At 49.6% G+C, this 16,108-nt stretch carries 16 protein-coding genes, 1 pseudogene and 1 other annotated feature; of the genes and pseudogenes, 15 read left to right on the top strand and 2 right to left on the bottom strand.

The genetic code is table 11. The features are described from left to right. Positions 1-272 precede the first annotated feature (272 nt). The 5 genes and pseudogenes from AWJ19_RS35225 to AWJ19_RS14025 all read left to right on the top strand — a co-directional run bounded on the left by AWJ19_RS35225 (position 273) and on the right by AWJ19_RS14025 (position 5,367). Positions 273-437 (top strand): hypothetical protein, encoded by a 165-nt coding sequence (locus AWJ19_RS35225; RefSeq protein ID WP_157890009.1) that lies wholly within the window; start codon positions 273-275, stop codon positions 435-437. Between the two features lie 200 nt (positions 438-637). Then, a complete protein-coding gene (locus AWJ19_RS14040; RefSeq protein WP_068724580.1) occupies positions 638-1,897 on the top strand; it encodes a TPM domain-containing protein in 1,260 nt (419 codons plus the stop codon). A 312-nt stretch (positions 1,898-2,209) separates the two neighbouring features. Then, a pseudogene (locus tag AWJ19_RS14035) lies at positions 2,210-3,216 on the top strand (phosphodiester glycosidase family protein). An 84-nt stretch (positions 3,217-3,300) separates the two neighbouring features. Then, a complete protein-coding gene (locus AWJ19_RS14030; protein WP_068724578.1) occupies positions 3,301-4,233 on the top strand; it encodes a LysR family transcriptional regulator in 933 nt (310 codons plus the stop codon). Positions 4,234-4,248: 15 nt separating this feature from the next. Beyond that, the gene (locus tag AWJ19_RS14025) at positions 4,249-5,367 is read left to right on the top strand and encodes a 5-methyltetrahydropteroyltriglutamate--homocysteine S-methyltransferase (protein ID WP_068724576.1); all 1,119 of its coding nucleotides are present in this window, start codon (positions 4,249-4,251) and stop codon (positions 5,365-5,367) included. A gap of 437 nt (positions 5,368-5,804) precedes the next feature. Here AWJ19_RS14025 and AWJ19_RS34795 read toward each other — a convergent pair whose 3' ends face one another. Then, positions 5,805-6,278, bottom strand: a complete 474-nt coding sequence (locus AWJ19_RS34795; protein ID WP_068724574.1) for a thermonuclease family protein — start codon at positions 6,276-6,278, stop codon at positions 5,805-5,807. Between AWJ19_RS34795 and AWJ19_RS34790 the strand changes: the two genes are divergently transcribed. The 9 genes from AWJ19_RS34790 (at position 6,262) to AWJ19_RS13975 (ending at position 13,049) form a co-directional block, all read left to right on the top strand. Continuing rightward, positions 6,262-6,624: a hypothetical protein gene (locus tag AWJ19_RS34790; protein ID WP_128083593.1), complete on the top strand. Its 363-nt coding sequence runs from the start codon at positions 6,262-6,264 to the stop codon at positions 6,622-6,624. The genes AWJ19_RS34795 and AWJ19_RS34790 overlap by 17 nt on opposite strands. Before the next feature lie 64 nt (positions 6,625-6,688). Continuing rightward, complete coding sequence (locus AWJ19_RS14010; RefSeq protein WP_068724571.1) at positions 6,689-7,045, top strand: hypothetical protein; 357 nt, start codon at positions 6,689-6,691, stop codon at positions 7,043-7,045. A gap of 71 nt (positions 7,046-7,116) precedes the next feature. Further along, positions 7,117-7,385, top strand: a binding site (T-box leader). A gap of 60 nt (positions 7,386-7,445) precedes the next feature. Beyond that, complete coding sequence (gene lysS, locus AWJ19_RS14005; protein WP_068724569.1) at positions 7,446-9,005, top strand: lysine--tRNA ligase; 1,560 nt, start codon at positions 7,446-7,448, stop codon at positions 9,003-9,005. 92 nt (positions 9,006-9,097) lie between these two features. Further along, positions 9,098-9,814, top strand: coding sequence for a YebC/PmpR family DNA-binding transcriptional regulator (locus tag AWJ19_RS14000; protein WP_068724568.1), 717 nt, complete (start codon positions 9,098-9,100; stop codon positions 9,812-9,814). Positions 9,815-9,877: 63 nt separating this feature from the next. Beyond that, on the top strand, positions 9,878-10,057 hold the full coding sequence (locus tag AWJ19_RS13995) for a hypothetical protein (RefSeq protein WP_039873030.1): 180 nt from the start codon (positions 9,878-9,880) through the stop codon (positions 10,055-10,057). A gap of 85 nt (positions 10,058-10,142) precedes the next feature. After that, positions 10,143-10,577, top strand: a complete 435-nt coding sequence (locus AWJ19_RS13990; protein ID WP_068724566.1) for an NUDIX domain-containing protein — start codon at positions 10,143-10,145, stop codon at positions 10,575-10,577. Between the two features lie 62 nt (positions 10,578-10,639). Then, positions 10,640-11,404 carry a TSUP family transporter gene (locus tag AWJ19_RS13985; RefSeq protein WP_068724564.1) on the top strand — a complete coding sequence of 255 codons (765 nt, stop codon included), beginning with the start codon at positions 10,640-10,642 and terminating at the stop codon, positions 11,402-11,404. A 24-nt stretch (positions 11,405-11,428) separates the two neighbouring features. Then, the gene (locus AWJ19_RS13980; protein WP_198536563.1) at positions 11,429-11,887 is read left to right on the top strand and encodes a GNAT family N-acetyltransferase; all 459 of its coding nucleotides are present in this window, start codon (positions 11,429-11,431) and stop codon (positions 11,885-11,887) included. Continuing rightward, positions 11,880-13,049, top strand: coding sequence for an alanyl-tRNA editing protein (locus AWJ19_RS13975; protein WP_068724563.1), 1,170 nt, complete (start codon positions 11,880-11,882; stop codon positions 13,047-13,049). The genes AWJ19_RS13980 and AWJ19_RS13975 overlap by 8 nt, the downstream gene beginning before the upstream one ends. A gap of 82 nt (positions 13,050-13,131) precedes the next feature. Here the strand turns inward: AWJ19_RS13975 and AWJ19_RS13970 are convergent, their stop codons facing one another. Continuing rightward, the gene (locus AWJ19_RS13970; RefSeq protein ID WP_068724561.1) at positions 13,132-13,656 is read right to left on the bottom strand and encodes a YfiT family bacillithiol transferase; all 525 of its coding nucleotides are present in this window, start codon (positions 13,654-13,656) and stop codon (positions 13,132-13,134) included. 83 nt (positions 13,657-13,739) lie between these two features. Between AWJ19_RS13970 and AWJ19_RS13965 the strand changes: the two genes are divergently transcribed. Then, complete coding sequence (locus AWJ19_RS13965; protein ID WP_068724559.1) at positions 13,740-16,091, top strand: ABC transporter permease; 2,352 nt, start codon at positions 13,740-13,742, stop codon at positions 16,089-16,091. Positions 16,092-16,108 lie beyond the last annotated feature (17 nt).

Genomic DNA, 16,108 nt, shown 5'->3' with positions numbered 1-16,108 from the left:
AAACTTCTCCATGATTCTGCGATAGGTCCATCCCTCTTTAACGTGTAGGCGTATAGCTTCAAGCTTCATCTCATATGGATACGTTGTGAACTTCTGTCCTTTTTTCACCATAAAAATGCACCCCTTAGATTTCATCGGATAAACCAGGGGTTTATTCCAATGTCTATTCTAAGGGATGCACTTCAGATGCCAGGCGGGTCTTATTTACTTTGGTGAGAGCGAAAGAGAGGGATCAAAGGCAAAAATGCCTTTGATTCGGCCGGAATGGCCGAATGAGCGAAATCAAAGGCAAAAATGCCTTTGATTCCGGCGCGAGTAGCCGAATGAGCGAAATCAAAGGCAAAAATGCCTTTGATTTCGGCCCGCGTGGCCGCAAGGCAAACCTCCTACAACCTTCTACTCTTATTTTTCTTTGGATTAATATTAGTAATGAATAATAGGATCGAGCATATAATCAGTAGCAGATAGCCCGCAAATGCTAGCAGAGTAGTAGTAAGTACCAACATTTCACCAAACGAACACGAACCGTAGCAAGTATTAAACCTAACATTCACACCAGTTGTTGTAGAGTAAAAATGCATTAAACCAAGTGAGGCAATGTTAGTTAAAGCCAGAATAGACAAGCAGGGGGATTCGGATGAAACATAAAGGAATCTTGTTAACATTGATTGCTGTACTGTTGAGTGTCATGCTTTTACCACCGTCTGTAAGCTTGGCCAGCCCGGCGGTTCCGGAGCATACGGATGCTTTTTATGTGAATGACTTTGCGGGAGTTATCGACCTGAAAGCAGAGAATTATATGGTCAACTACGGCGTGAAGCTCCATCAGGAGACGGGAGCGCAGGTGGTTCTTGTAACAGTGGATTCAACCGGCGGAGCATCAATGGAGGAATACGCCAGAACACTGTTCGACACCTGGGGAATCGGCTCATCTGATAAAGAAAAAGGGGTACTGCTGCTGCTCTCAATCAAGGATGACAATTACTGGGTACTGCAGGGTGACGGTCTGAAGAACTCTCTGACTGACAGCATGCTGTCGGAGCTCCTCGCCGAGTCACTGGAGCCGGATTTCGCCCGCAAAGAGTATACTGCCGGGGCTCGCAAAACCTACGGTGCTTTGATTAAAAGCCTGGGCGGGGTCTGGACAGAGCCGCTCGGAATGCAGAATTTTGTAGCTGACAATGCCGGGGTCCTTCCGCAGGTTACCAGACTATATCTTAACCAGTCCAGCAACCGTTACAAAACAACAACCGGCAGCGGCATTTATTTTGTAACAGTGAACAATCCCGGCGGGAAAACGCTGCAGGATTACACCTATGCCAAGTATGCCTCAGTCGGGGCCGGCACCAGGGATGTTATGGTGGTGCTTGACATCGAAGGGGACAACTATCATGTGCTGCAAGGCAGGGATGTGGATACCACCTTGACGAATGAGCTTATCGGGGATATCCTCAATAAGTCGCTGGAGCCGCAATTTGCCGCTAAAAAGTATGCAGCGGGTGTAACGGCAGCGGCGAATGATTTCTACCATTATTTCTTGGCCCGAGCTGACCGCAGTCCTGCAGTATCCGGGGAAGCAGCCGGAGCAGCAGCCACCGAAACAACAGAAGCAGCTGCTGATAAAGCAGTTGAAGTAACAGCTAAGCAAGAAACTGTGCCCGGTGAAGGTATTGATAGAGTCAAGGAGCCTGCTCCACAAAGTAAAGGGGTAGTGTCTATCGTTCTGCTCCTGAGTATTGTCGCTTTGATCGCTGTGGCAGCATCATACCGCTACCGTCAATCTTCCCGGTCCGCTCCATACCGGGGAACGGAACCGGAGCATAACCGGCGCCGCTTCCGGGGAGCCGGTCAAGGCGGCCGTTCAAATCGCAGAGGCGGAAAAAGCAGGCATGGATAGATTGAAGACATAATGTAAAGTTAAGCCCTCTTCATCAAGAGGGCTTTTTTGTTGTTACAAATTATGGATGATATTGTGAAAATACTGAAACCTTTGCCGGCACAAGATCGTCTATCATGGGAGAATACGAGACTGCCACATTTTGCATGACAGGCAAGACCAGGGAGGAATCCAGAAGTGAGCACTTCATCATTACCCCAGCGCTCAAGCGCCCGCAAGAAGAAACCCGTCAAAAAGAAACGAAAAAAAGCAAGCTTTCTGCGCAGACTTACCAGAGTGTTTATGTTCTGTTTATTGCTGCTGACCATTGGCATGGGCTGGCTGTATTTTGCACCCTCTGCCAACAATTTTCGTTACTTGATAGCAGACACACTAATAACAACACAGCACCGTTACATGGCAAAGTATATTATCGGGGAAGATGAACTGAAGAACAGAGTAGCGGAGTATAATCAGCGCTTTGATAATATGGGGGACGAGGTGGATACGCATACCATTGGCACTCCCGCACCTGAAGCTGATGCTGATACTGAAGCTCCGGCAGAGAAGCCGCTGGTGGAAATTGAAAAGGTCAGCGGAACCGGCTATGCGGGTTACATAATGATCGTTAACGATCCTACCAAAGTGCGGCTGGGGATTCCTAGTAAAGTAGGCTCGGGTGAAAAGGTATCCAGCATGGTAGCACGTACCGGTGCAATTGCCGGAGTGAACGGTGGAGGCTTCGCTGACCCGAACTGGAAAGGCAACGGATTTAAGCCGATCGGGCTTGTGATCTCCCAGGGCAAGCTTTTTTATAACGGGCTCGGGGGAAAGACTTCAACACAAATTGTCGGGTTAGATAAACAGGGGAAATGATTGCCGGCAATTACTCGCTTGAAGAGCTGAGCAAGATTGGGGTTCAGGAGGCCGTTTCTTTTCAGCCGCGGATTATCGTGAACGGCAAAGGGCTGATCAAAAATGCAGCCGAAGGCTGGGGTATCGCCCCGAGAACGGCTATGGGCCAGCGTGCTGACGGTGCGCTGCTGTTTGTTGTCATTGACGGCAGACAGCCGGGCTATAGCATCGGGGCCAACCTGTATGATGTCCAGCAGATCATGCTTAAGCATGGTGCAGTGATTGCTGCCAATCTGGACGGAGGTTCATCCACAGTGCTGGTGAAGGACAACGAAATCGTCAACAAACCGTCCTCGCAATATGGCGAACGTTATCTGCCGACGGCGTTTCTGGTATTCGAGCATCCGGAGCAGGTGCAGATTGATAATATCTGGGAAGGTCTTGATCCCTCCCAGATTGACGCCGCCAAGAAGCGGACCCAGTAGACATCGGACCAGAATTAAAGGTATTCTACTAGTTATAAGCCAGATTCGTACAGGCATCAGCCTTAGGTAAGAGGGGGAACAGGTTTGACATTGCAGCAGCTCCGCTACGCAATTGAGATTGCGAACAGCGGCTCGATGAACGAAGCGGCCAAACGGCTTTTTGTGTCGCAGCCCAGTCTCTCCAATGCGATCAAGGAACTGGAGAACGAGCTGGGCATTACTATTTTTGAACGGACTAACCGGGGAATCAGCATATCGGCCGAAGGCATGGAGTTTCTTGGCTATGCCCGGCAGATTATCGAGCAGACCGAGTTCATGGAGAACCGGTACACCGGCAAGAAGCGCAGTCCGGTTTATTTTTCCGTATCCACCCAGCATTACGCCTTTGTTGTAGATGCTTTTGTGCGTCTGATGAAGGAGCGGGAGCTTGCAGAATATAATTTCAGCCTGCGGGAGACACAGACCTTTGAAATTATTGAGGATGTGCGCACATTGCGCAGCGATCTTGGCATTCTGTACATCAACGAGAGCAATTATAAGGTGATGAACAAGCTGTTCAGTGACGGGAATCTCAAATTTACGCCGCTGTTCAATACCAATCCGCATGTGTATGTGAGAGCGGGGCATACTTTGGCTGGCAAAGAGTCTATTATACTCGAAGATATTTTGCCGTTTCCGTACATTACGTTTGAGCAGGGGGATAACAATTCACTGCATTTCTCGGAAGAAATGCTTAGCTTCACTCAGATTGAGAAAAACATTAAAGTAACGGACAGGGCAACCCTGTCTAATCTGCTGCTTGGGAGCGATGCTTACACGATCGGGACCGGCATTATGGCTTCCGATCTGAACGGCAACGGGGTGGTGACCATTCCCTATGAGAGTAATGAAGTGTTTACTGTCGGCTGGATTGCCCACAAAGACCGTAAACCGAGTGAAATTATGTCCGCTTATATTGATCTGCTGAACGATCTGGTCGCCAGCAGCTATTTTGACATGAATCAGTTCTTACTATAACAGCAGGAGGGTCGTATGATCAGTCCAATTACGGGTTCCGCCAGAACTGCCCCTCCCTTTCGCTATGACATCGTGGGCAGCTTTCTGCGCAGTGAGGGCATCAAGACAGCTCGCAGCTTATTCGAACAGGGTGAGATTACAGCTGCACAGCTTCAGGAGATTGAGGACAGAGAAATTGCTGAACTGCTGAAGCAGGAAAAGGCACTGGGTCTCAAGGCTGTTACTGACGGTGAATTCCGCCGTTCATGGTGGCATCTTGATTTTTTTCTGGGAATAACAGGCACACACAAAATCATTCTAAATCAAGGCAATAGTTCGCCCAAGGAAAACGCGCAACGGGCTGAAAGCTTTAAGATTACCGGAAAAATAGCATTCGGCGATCACCCGATGTTGGCCCATTTCACCAGGCTGCAGCAAATGGCAGGTGATACGATGGTCAAAATGACAATACCTGCCCCGTCCCTGTTCCATTTCGTGCAGGATTACAATGGAAACGAGATTTATCCTGACCGGGATCAGCTGTTCCAGGATATTATTACAGTATACCGTGCAGCTATACAGGCTTTTTATGACGCAGGCTGCCGCTATCTTCAGCTTGATGATACGACCTGGGGAACGCTGTCTAGCGGCAGGCACCGTGCGCATCTGCGGAGCAGAGGCATTGATCCGGATCAATTGGCCAGGGACTACGTGTCGCTGATCAACGAGAGTATAGCAGACAAGCCTGAGGATATGACTATCGCGCTGCATGTATGCCGCGGCAATCTGCGTTCAACATGGTTCGCGGCCGGAGGCTATGAGCCGGTTGCGGAGACGCTGTTCGAAGGGGCGCAGGTGGATGCCTTTTTCCTGGAATACGATAACGAGCGCTCCGGTGACTTCGCACCGCTGCGGTTCATCAAAGACCAGTTCGTGGTGCTGGGCCTTGTTACTACCAAGCATGGCGGGCTGGAGAATAAGGAGCAGCTGAAGCTGCGGATTGCCGAAGCGGCGGAGTATGTAGATATCGACAAGCTCTGTCTCAGCCCGCAATGCGGCTTTGCATCTTCCGAGGAAGGGAATATTCTTACCGAGGAAGAGCAGTGGGACAAAATCCGGCTCGTTATCGAGACCGCGAATGAGGTATGGGTGTAGGACTACAATAGCAAGTTAGGACAGGGAAAAAGAATAGGGATGTTCCGGTCTGCCTGAGCGGCTGCGGGACATCCCTATTTGTTATTTTGCCGGTACCGGACTAAGTTTGCTATTGTTAGAAGCTCTGCTATCGAGAATAGCTGCACTCCGTACACTTAAAAACCCAAAAAGTCTGCGATTGCAGCGTTTAGCTGTAGTTTGTGCAACTATTTTTGCCCGAAATAACCAAAATGAGCATATTGCTGATTTTTAGTTGTACAGAATACACTTATAAGCGTAATCCGGGGAAAAACTGGCATTTTAGTTGTATAAAGTGCAGTTATCCCGAGTGTTTGCAAAATGGAAGTTAACCGCCAGCACCTTGCTACAACCTGTTAACCATGCTAAGTGGAAAATCGCCATCTAATTCTCTATCAATTTTAAGAACCACTCACGAACTACTGGCCAGAAGCAGCCGCATCTGCATTAAATCCCCTGTTAGTTACATAGTTGTCGATGCTCCAAACCCTGAGCTTGGCTTCACGCGCCTTCGATTCAATCTCTCTAAAGTCCGCTACGTACATGGTATCCGGCGGGAAAACAGCCACTCTGGCCAGCCCCTTCTCCAGCAGCAGCTCATTAACCATCCGATCATCCACATAGACATAGGCCAGCAGCCTGCCGTACTGATCGCGCTCCGATTCGTCAAATTCAAGATGTACGGTTTGCCCTCCGAGCAGCTCTTTAGTATAGTCACGCGCTTCCAGAGCATAGGGCTCTGGCTGTTCTCCTATTTCTGGAGTATCAATCAGCAGCATCCGTACTTTTTCAGTATTTCCTTCGTTGGTCCGGATTCGGAAGGTGTCCCCGTCGATGACAGAGGTGACTTCGGCTTCCATTGTTTTGGAGGTATATATGAAAGTGCCAGCCACTTGGAAATCCCTTAATATGAAAAAATTCTGTATGGAAGCAGCCTTCTCAACAAGTGAAGTTCCCGGTGCTGTAACAATTACTAGAACGAAACTTAGAGCCACTGTGAGTAGTGAGATTCTGTTGACTCGCTTGCGGGATTTCCTGGCGGAAGCACTCCTGCGGCCGACAAAGCTGACCACCCAGACGATGATTGCCAGTATGGTGAATAATAGAAATAATACTGCCGTAAATGATTCATTTGATAGCATCCGTAAAAGCTCCTCCGTTAACAATAATGTTGCCAGTTTAGCAGAAAATAGCACCATTGAATACCTGCATCTAGCCATCAGCAAAAATAAGCTTTAAACACAAATTAGACATCATTTACATATATACCCAAATGGGTTATGGTTACTGGAGGAGGGATGACATGGATCCATATGCTGAGCGGCAGGTTGAGCGCAGGGCCAGGCCGGGAAGAATCAGAAATATGTTCATTGTGCTCGTGATTTTGTTGGGTGTGCTTGCACTGCTTAATCCGTCTACTGATGATTTTGCGGAGTATGCCGCTGATGATCTGCAGGAAATGCTGGGCCAATCACTGCCGGATGGCGTTAGTCAGGCTGTTGTCCGTCCGCTGGTGCAGAGCCTTGCAGAGAGGGATAATTACATAATCTTTTCTGTTTTCAGTCTGCCTAACATTCAAGACAGCAGCACCTTTATTGGTGATATCACAGCGAAGAAGCGTTACTTAGGCTTATTCAAAATCTTTTTCATTGAGTTGTAGTTTGAAATGCAGCCCGAAATTTAAGCTTGAAAAAGCACCGCAAAACATGTTTAAATAGTTTTAATTGGATAAGAAAAGCGATGATGAGAAGAGTAGTTAAGCAAACATTGTTCCCAGAGAGCTCCAGCCCGGTGAAAAGGAGCAGCAATGTGCCTGACGAATAAAGTCTCTGAGCTGCATATGGAATTGGGCGCAATTGAACGCTCAAGGATGGTATGACGGGAGCTCCGTTACAGAGCTAGGGTATAAGCGTGATGGCCGTACCCGAAGAGGCGGGCCTGGCAACATGTCCGCGAACAGAGGTGGTACCACGGTGCTTACGACAGCTCCCGTCCTCAAGATGACAATCTTGAGGCGGGGGCTTTTTTGTTTTTATTACAGGGCAGAGGAGATTATTAACATGCATTGGGCACAAAAAATCGCAGATGACTTGATCAGCAGACACCCGGAACGCCAGACCTTTGTATGCGCATCGGGCATCAGTCCGTCAGGCTCGGTTCATATCGGCAATTTCCGCGAGATTGTCACCACTTATTTCGTCACTAAGGCGCTGCAGAGAGCCGGGAAGGAGGTTCGCTTTATTTTTTCGTGGGATGATTTCGACCGGTTCCGCAAGGTTCCCGCGCAGCTGGACGCTTCATATGAGCAGTATATAGGCATGCCGTATACAAAAGTCCCTTGTCCCTGCGGCACCCATACTTCCTATGCGGAGCACTTTGAACAGGAGTTTGAACAGGCGTTGAACGCTTTTGGCATCACTCCTGAATTTATCTACCAGAGCCGTGAGTATCAGTCGGGCAGATATAACCGGGCCATACTCCATGCCCTGCGCAGCAGAGGGGAAATCTACGACATTCTGATGATGTTCAAAACGAGCAAAGCTACTGAGGAGGAACGGGCAGCCTTTTATCCGATTCAGGTCTATTGCGAGCGTTGCGGAAAAGATACGACCTGTGTCCACGCTTTTGACGAGGAATCAGAGGACATTATCTATAGCTGCAAATGCGGCTGTTACAATACGCTGCACGTTCCGCAGGCCTCAAACATTAAGCTGCACTGGAAAATAGACTGGCCTATGCGCTGGGGGATGGAGCAGGTTGTATTCGAGCCGGGCGGCCGGGACCATTCCTCCGAGACGGGGAGCTATAATGTTGCCAAGGTCATTGCGGAGAAAATATTCGGAAACCAGCCGCCGTATTACGTTCCCTATGAGTTCATCAGCATCAAGGGCAGCCAAGACAAAATGTCCAGCTCGTCAGGCCGGGGCTATACGCCGGATGATCTGCTGAAGGTATACGGGCCGGAGCCGATCCTGTTCATGTTCGCCAAATATCAGCCGGATGCGGCCTTCAGCATCGGCCTGGATGAGGATGTACTGCGGAACTATACGGAATTCGAGCGGTTCCGCAAAGCTTATGCTGCGGGGCAGCTGGAGAGTGAGGATATCCGTGCGGCTCTTGAACTGGCCCTAAGAAATCCCGCAGACCCGGAAATACCGGGCTTCAGCCAGATTGCGGCCCTGCTGCCGCTGTTAAACTGGGACAGCGGGCTGCTGCAAAAACTGCTTAAGCAGGATGGCGTGCAAGCCGGCGAAGAGAAATTATTCCGGCAAACCGCAGAACGGGCTGAGCACTGGATCAGACATTATGCCCCGCACAAGCTGATAACAGTGAACAGCAGCCCGGACCGGATACTGTACCAATCACTTGAGGCTGCTGAACAGGAGCGGGTTATGGCATTCTGCGGCTTGCTTCGCAGCGGATTTTCCGGTGAAACAGAATCCATGCAGCAGGTATACGCTATTTGTCACGATGCTGACAAAAAAACGATGAGAAGTAATCAGAAGCGGCTGTTTACTATTCTTTATCAACTGATTCTGCAGCAGCCGGAGGGTCCAAGAGTTCCTGTACTCGTTCAGGCACTTGGCAAAGAGCGCGTGCTGGCGCTGCTGGACTTCTAAACAGAGCTCCGGTGCTCTTTACGGGATCGTCCCAAGAGAGGTATAATATAACGGACTGTTTATAACTTATGTTGGAAAGTGAGTCGAACACTATGGGCCGTAAATGGAATAATATTAAAGAGAAGAAAGCATCCAAGGATGCCAATACAAGTAAGGTCTACGCCAAATTCGGCGTTGAGATTTATGTAGCAGCGAAGAAAGGCGAACCGGACCCGGAATCGAACCGTGCACTGAAGGTCGTTCTGGAACGCGCCAAAACTTATAATGTACCGAAGGCCATTATCGATCGTGCCCTGGAAAAAGCTAAAGGAAGCGGCGACGAAAACTATGTGGAGCTGCGTTATGAAGGCTTCGGCCCGAGCGGCTCGATGATCATCATTGATGCATTGACTAACAACGTGAACCGTACGGCTCCGCTTGTCCGTTCCGCATTCAGCAAAAACGGCGGGAACATGGGTGTCAGCGGATCAGTAACGTATATGTTTGATCCGACAGCGGTTATCGGTGTTGAAGGCAAATCCGCTGAAGAAGTAATGGAACTGCTGATTGAAGCCGACGTTGACGTGCGCGATGTACTGGAAGAGGACGAGGCGGTTATCGTATACGCCGAGCCTGACCAGTTCCATGCTGTGCAGGAAACACTGCGCGGAGCCGGCATCACCGACTTCACCGTAGCCGAGCTTACCATGCTGCCGCAGAATTATGTGGAGATTCCGGAAGATGCGCAGGCCCAATTCGAGAAGCTGATCGATGCTCTTGAAGAGCTCGACGATGTTCAGCAGGTCTATCACAACGTGGATTCCGAATAATCCGGGCTGTTCATTGCCACAATAAGGTGAACCGATTTTTAGTTACCTTAAGGAGGCAGCGCAGTGACAGATCACGCCAAACCGGATAAGAACCTGATGAACACTGTGGATGAGCTGGATCATGCGGCAGTTACCAGCCAGCAGGCACAGCAGATGGAGCAGAAGAAGCTCGACATCCGCAAGGAATCCCTTAGCGATGACAAGACAACTTATAAGAAGAATGAACAGAATTCTTATAAGTAATTACTGCATCAAACGGATTTAAGGGAGCGGCAGGAGATGATCCTGCTGCTCTTTTTTTATTTTACGTGGGAGGACTAGAACTAATATGGCAGAATTCCGGATGCTCAGTGTTGTACATATCATGCTGGTCCAGGGCGGCCAGGTGCTGCTGCTTAGACGCTTCAATACAGGACATATGGACGGTTATTACGGTTTTCCGGGCGGGAAGCTGGACGGTGGGGAAACGCTGCAAATGGCGGCAATCCGTGAAGCGCGGGAGGAAACCGGGGTGCGGATTGATCCGGCACATTTGCATATGCTGGGGACAATGCATATTAAGACAGCGGACGCGGAACGGATTGATTTTTTCTTCCGGGCTGAGGAGTGGTCGGGTGAAGTGAGCAATATGGAGCCGGATAAGTGTGATGACCTAGGTTGGTTTGATATGGATAGGCTCCCGGACAATGCACTACCATTCATGACAAAAGCGCTGGATGCCTTTGGACGCGGGGAATGGTTTATGGAATACGGCTGGGATTAAGCTTACACAAGCCTTCCAGATTACAGGTTAATACTCATTGTTTACATAGCAGGAGGCCGGGGATGGATCATATTAGTACTGGAATGATAATCGTTTTAGTGGTTTGTGGCTTTCTGGCCGGATTTATTGATTCTGTAGTGGGCGGCGGCGGACTGATCTCGATTCCAGCGCTGCTGTCGGCGGGCATACCGCTGCATCTGCTGCTTGGAACGAACAAGCTGGCAGGCACGATGTGCTCTTTTACCAGTACGGCTTCCTTTATTAAATCCGGTAAAATCAACTTTCAGCTCATCAGGCTGTTAATACCTTTCTCTATTGCCGGGGCGGTCGCTGGCTCCTTCACTGTCCGGCAGGTGCCTTCAGAATTTCTGAAGCCGCTGGTCATCGTGATGCTGGTGGTGATTACGGTCTATACGCTTTTTAAAAAATCGTGGGGCGATGTATCCACCTTCTCCGGCAGCAGCAAAAAAACGCGTCTGACCAGCATGCTGGTCGCTCTGATTATCGGGTTTTATGACGGTTTTTTCGGTCCGGGCACGGGATCGTTCCTGATCTTTGCCTTTCTGATGCTGGGCTTTGAGTTCGTGACGGCAGCCGGAAATGCCAAGGTGCTGAATTTTGCCAGCAACATCTCCAGTCTGCTTACGTTCGTTGCGTTGGGCTCGGTCAGCTACTCCTATGGTCTGGTGCTTGGAGTACCGATGGTTATCGGGGCAATACTCGGCTCAAAGGTTGCGATCCGCAAGGGAGCGGGATATATCCGTCCTTTGTTCATTGCGGTAACGGTGATCTTGATCGGCAAACAGATATGGGATACGATGCACTAAACAGATCGAGTTAGAGGTGGGAATATGGACATAAGGTTCATACCGAAGGAACAGGCATGGCAGTTAAGGCATGAGGTCATGTGGCCGGAGCGTGAGCTGGATTATGTGAAGCTGGCTGATGATGATGCCGGGGAGCATTACGGGTTGTTCGAGGGTGTGCGGCTAATATCCGCAGTTTCTTTATTCGTAGATGGTGATGAAGCGCAGTTTCGCAAGTTCGCCACTCTCGAATCGGAGCAGGGCAAAGGATATGGCAGCAGGCTGCTTAAGCATGTGCTTGAGGCGGCGGAGCATCGCGGTGTCCGGAGAATCTTTTGCAATGCACGGAGCAATAAAGCGCCTTTCTATCAGAAGTTCGGACTGGCTGCAACGGGGCACTCATTTATTAAGGGCGGTAAAGACTATATCATTATGGAACGGTTCTTCGGACCAGCCGAAGACGGAGCTGTAGACAGAAACGGAGCGGAGCAGACAAATGACTGATAAATTATATTATGAATCAGCTTTTATCCGGGATTGGGAAACAAAGGTCAGCCGGATTGAGGAAAAAGAAGACGGGCTGTATCTTGTCCTGGAGCAGACAGCCTTCTATCCGCACGGCGGCGGACAGCCTTGCGATACCGGCACCATCAGCGGTATTCCCGTGCTGGATGTCATTCTTGAGGGGGGCGAAGTGTTCCACAAGGTGGAGAGCCTTCCCGGAGGTGCTGAAGTCAGCTGCAAGCTGGACTGGGAACGGAGATTTGATCACATGCAGCAGCACAGCGGGCAGCATCTGCTGTCGGCGGTGTTCCGTGAGCTGTGCGGAGCAATGACATTAAGCTTTCACCTAGGAACCGATTATGCGACGATCGATGTTGAACTGACTGAGCTGTCACCTGCCAGGTTGCTGGAACTGGAGGCCGAGGTTAACTGGCAGATTTATCTGAACCGCAGTATCACCAGCTATTTCGTGAGCGGGGAAGAGCTGGCCGGCCTGCCGCTGGTGAAGCAGCCTACAGTGACTGAGAATATCCGGATTGTGGAAATCGAGGGAATTGAATATAATGCCTGCGGAGGTACTCATGTCCCGTCGACCGGGGCTATCGGCATGATCAAGCTGCTAAGAGCGGACAAGCAGAAGGGGAACATCCGGGTGACCTTTAAGTGCGGCAGCCGCGCACTGGCCGAGTTTAATGATAATGTGCGTATTCTTGGCGCCTTGTCCGCCAAATTCAATACCGGCAAGGACGAGATTTTGGACCGGATTGAAAAGATGGAACAGGAACAAAAGCAGCTTCATGCCGAGCTTACAGCACTAAAAGAGCAGAATGACAGCTATGCAGCGGGCGAACTGCTGGCGGCGCAGGAGCAGGGCAGCCGGATTATCGCGCAGACATATGAACACAAATCACTCAAGGATCTTCAGAGTCTTGCGGTCAAACTGACTGCGCTAACTGATCTGCCGGTACTGCTGCTGTCAGCAGCCGAGAATAAGCTGGTGTTCGCGCAGAGCGGAAATGCCGGGCTGTCCTGCGGTGCGTTCTTTAAGGAGCACCTCGGCGGCTTCGGGGGCAAAGGCGGCGGCAGCGACAAGTTGGCCCAGGCCGGCTTTACAGACTGGGAGCAGGCACTGGCATTTTATGAATTTGTGAAACAGCAGTAACACATATAGCCTGCCACGGGAGAAAGGGTCAGAATGATAGTCCTTTTTCCCTGGCAGGCTTTTTAGCTGTATTGGGGTTATTTTACCAGCCCATGCGGCTGCACAGCGAGGTAATATGGGCAAGATGATGCTTGCCGTGCCAGGCGTAAATGCCGATATTTCTGCCTAATGAAACTACACCGGATTCCGGATGGATAAAGGTCTTTTCCAGATCGGCAGGAGTCAGTTCACGCAAAACGGTAACCCAGCGCTGATGCAGCGTTTCAATGAGCAAAAGGGACGGCTCAACCGGCAGGGCATAATCCGGCAGCTCGGCCCATTTTGCCTCCTCATATGGCTTGATTACCGGCTTGTCTTCAGTCAGAGCCAGCTTAAACCGTACATAAGCATTCATATGACTATCTGCAACATGATGGATAACCTGCCGCAGTGACCATCCGCCCGGACGATACGGAGTATCCAGCTGTTCATTATTCAACTCTTTTACAGCCTCCCGCAATAGTCCCGGCAATTTTTCAATTTCCTTGATCCACGCAGTGGTAACACTTACGGTAATCTCACCCTCATACTCAAACGGGCCAATCGGGTATCTCAAATCCGTCTCCATAGACAATATCCCCCCAGTTAAGGATTATTTAATAACTTCCCCATTATAATCACTTCAGAGGATATGAGAAAGGGGAACGAAGCGTGTTTCTGAACATTCTGAAAAAGGATCTGCGCCGCAAAAAAACGATGAATATCGTACTGCTCGTGCTGATCACACTGGCTACAGCCCTGGTGGCGAGCGGAACAAACCTGATGTATACCACCTCATCGGCCATCGGGTATTTTATCGACAAGAGCAATGTCGCGGATCACAGTGTCACCATTCCCGATACAGCTGAGAACAGGCAAAAGATAAAAGACTGGGCCCGTAATCAGGCTATCGTCGGTGAGGTATACTCCGAGCCGCAGATCAGTGTAACCAGCCAGCAGATTAAGCTGCCAGCCGGCCGGAACGGATTTTCAAGCAACCTGGTGCTTACACTGGCGACGGTGCCTGACAAAGTTAATCTGATCTTCAGCCAGGACGATCAGCTGTTCAAGCTGGATGCAGGCGAGATCGGCATACCGGTAAGCATCAGAAATGCTACCGGCATGGAGCTTGGCGACATCATCACTATGAATTTTAACGGTATCTCCAAAAGCTTTAAAGTAACAGAGTTTTTCAAAGACGCCTTTTTGGGAGCCGACCTGATGGGGCTGAAGCGGCTGATCCTTTCACAGCAGGATTTTGCTGATATTCAGAGCGCATTACCTGAGGAAGCAATCTCGGTGCAGTATAGTTTTGTGGCAGCTAAAGGAGTGGAGTCTTCAGCGGTAACTTCATCTTTTGCCAAGGAGGATCTGCAGGCGAATTTTCAGGTAGACAAGGGGCTTGTAAAGACTTCCTTCCTGACTGATCAGATTATTTCCGCCATGCTGTTTGTAATCAGCCTGTTTCTGATTTTCATCGCTTTTATGACATTGAGATTTACCATTGTATCTACGCTGCAGGATGAATACCGTGAGATCGGCGTGATGAAAGCCATCGGCTTCAAGAACGGATCAATCAAGGGACTGTACCTGGCCAAATATTTAGGCCTTGCTGTGATTGGCGGAGCCGTCGGGCTGATCGGCAGCTTTCCGCTGAGTGCCCTCATGTCCCGCAAAACGGCAGAATATATCATCCTGCCCGGCGGTATAGCCAACATTATCATTTCCATTATGAGCGCAATAGCAATTGTTCTGCTGACCTTGCTGTTTTGTGTCCTGTGCATGCGCAAAATTAATAAAGCCTCTGCAATCGACGCGATCAGACAGGGTCATACCGGCGAAAGGTTTAAGCCTTCACGCAGGTTCCATCTTCACCGCAGCAAGCGGCTGCATCCAATGCTGTTTATGGCAATGAGCGATGTTGTGAGCCGTCTGAAAAGCTATACCACCCTGATTATCACCTTTATTCTTAGCGCAGCTATCATCATTATCCCTATCAATCTGACTAATACGATTCTTACACCGAAATTCATAAGCTATCTGGGAACAACGGAAGCGGATTTCTATACGAAAGCCGTCGTGGCTGATTTACCGTTGAGTGAAATCCGCGAGGAGCTGTCGAAGGTAGAGCAGCAGTTTAAGGATCAGAAGTTCGATGTGGAGCTTTCACTGGAATACACGGCATTGACAAAGTATATATCCGATGACGGTGAGAGCAACAGAAGTATATCCGGAACGAAAAACGAGCCTGCGGCCAATCTTGAGTATCTGCAGGGAACTGCACCTGAGCTGGCTAATGAAATAGCGATTACCAGCATTATGTCAGAGGTCTATCACAAAAATCTTGGTGATTACATTGTATTTGAGATAGACGGTCAGCAGTATTCCTTCCTGATCACCGGTATTTTTCAGGCCATCTCTAATGAAGGCTATATGGTCCGGCTGGCTGGGGATTTCTACCCGCAGATGACAACGTCCTATATGATTACCGGCATGATTAATGCACCGGATCAGGACAAGGCAGCAATAACGGCAGAGATGAAGCAGTTATTCAGCCAGTATGAAATCAAGACTGCTGATGAAATGCTCAAGGAGGTCATCGGCGGCTTTATCGGTCAGCTGAAAAGCGTCATCAGCCTGCTAACGGTCATTGTGTGCCTGATTATCTTTTTTATTACAAGCCTATTTGTGCGGCTGCTCATCAGCAAGGAGATTCAGGGCATTGCCGTTATGAAAAGCCTTGGTTTCACAGACGGGCTGATCCGGCTGTGGCAGGTGCTGCGGATAATGATTCTGCTGACAGGTTCGCTGATTATAGGGGTGCTGGGTGCCAATATTCTCGGTGAACGGCTGTTCGGCTTCGTCTTCCGGATGTTCGGGCTAACCGAGCTTCACTTTCAGATTATGCCGCTGCAGGTTTACGTGCTGTACCCGTTGATCATTCTGGCTGTAGTGGTAACAGCGGTATATACCAGCTGCGGACAAATTAAACACATTCACGTCTGGAATATGAATAAAGAATAATCAGGAGGAATGAAGCG

The organism is Paenibacillus sp. DMB5, from assembly GCF_001517085.1.
GTDB lineage: Bacteria > Bacillota > Bacilli > Paenibacillales > Paenibacillaceae > Paenibacillus_AQ.
Note: the sequence above shows the minus strand (reverse complement) of the source record. Positions and strands in the feature narration are given on the sequence as shown.

Coding starts and splice junctions, on each gene's coding strand:
- AWJ19_RS35225 (WP_157890009.1), top strand. CDS start 273: ATGAGCGAAATCAAAGGCAAAAATGCCTTTGATTCCGGCGCGAGTAGC.
- AWJ19_RS14040 (WP_068724580.1), top strand. CDS start 638: ATGAAACATAAAGGAATCTTGTTAACATTGATTGCTGTACTGTTGAGT.
- AWJ19_RS14025 (WP_068724576.1), top strand. CDS start 4,249: ATGATCAGTCCAATTACGGGTTCCGCCAGAACTGCCCCTCCCTTTCGC.
- AWJ19_RS34790 (WP_128083593.1), top strand. CDS start 6,262: ATGAAAGTGCCAGCCACTTGGAAATCCCTTAATATGAAAAAATTCTGT.
- AWJ19_RS14010 (WP_068724571.1), top strand. CDS start 6,689: ATGGATCCATATGCTGAGCGGCAGGTTGAGCGCAGGGCCAGGCCGGGA.
- lysS (WP_068724569.1), top strand. CDS start 7,446: ATGCATTGGGCACAAAAAATCGCAGATGACTTGATCAGCAGACACCCG.
- AWJ19_RS14000 (WP_068724568.1), top strand. CDS start 9,098: ATGGGCCGTAAATGGAATAATATTAAAGAGAAGAAAGCATCCAAGGAT.
- AWJ19_RS13990 (WP_068724566.1), top strand. CDS start 10,143: ATGGCAGAATTCCGGATGCTCAGTGTTGTACATATCATGCTGGTCCAG.
- AWJ19_RS13985 (WP_068724564.1), top strand. CDS start 10,640: ATGGATCATATTAGTACTGGAATGATAATCGTTTTAGTGGTTTGTGGC.
- AWJ19_RS13980 (WP_198536563.1), top strand. CDS start 11,429: ATGGACATAAGGTTCATACCGAAGGAACAGGCATGGCAGTTAAGGCAT.
- AWJ19_RS13975 (WP_068724563.1), top strand. CDS start 11,880: ATGACTGATAAATTATATTATGAATCAGCTTTTATCCGGGATTGGGAA.
- AWJ19_RS13970 (WP_068724561.1), bottom strand. CDS start 13,656: ATGGAGACGGATTTGAGATACCCGATTGGCCCGTTTGAGTATGAGGGT.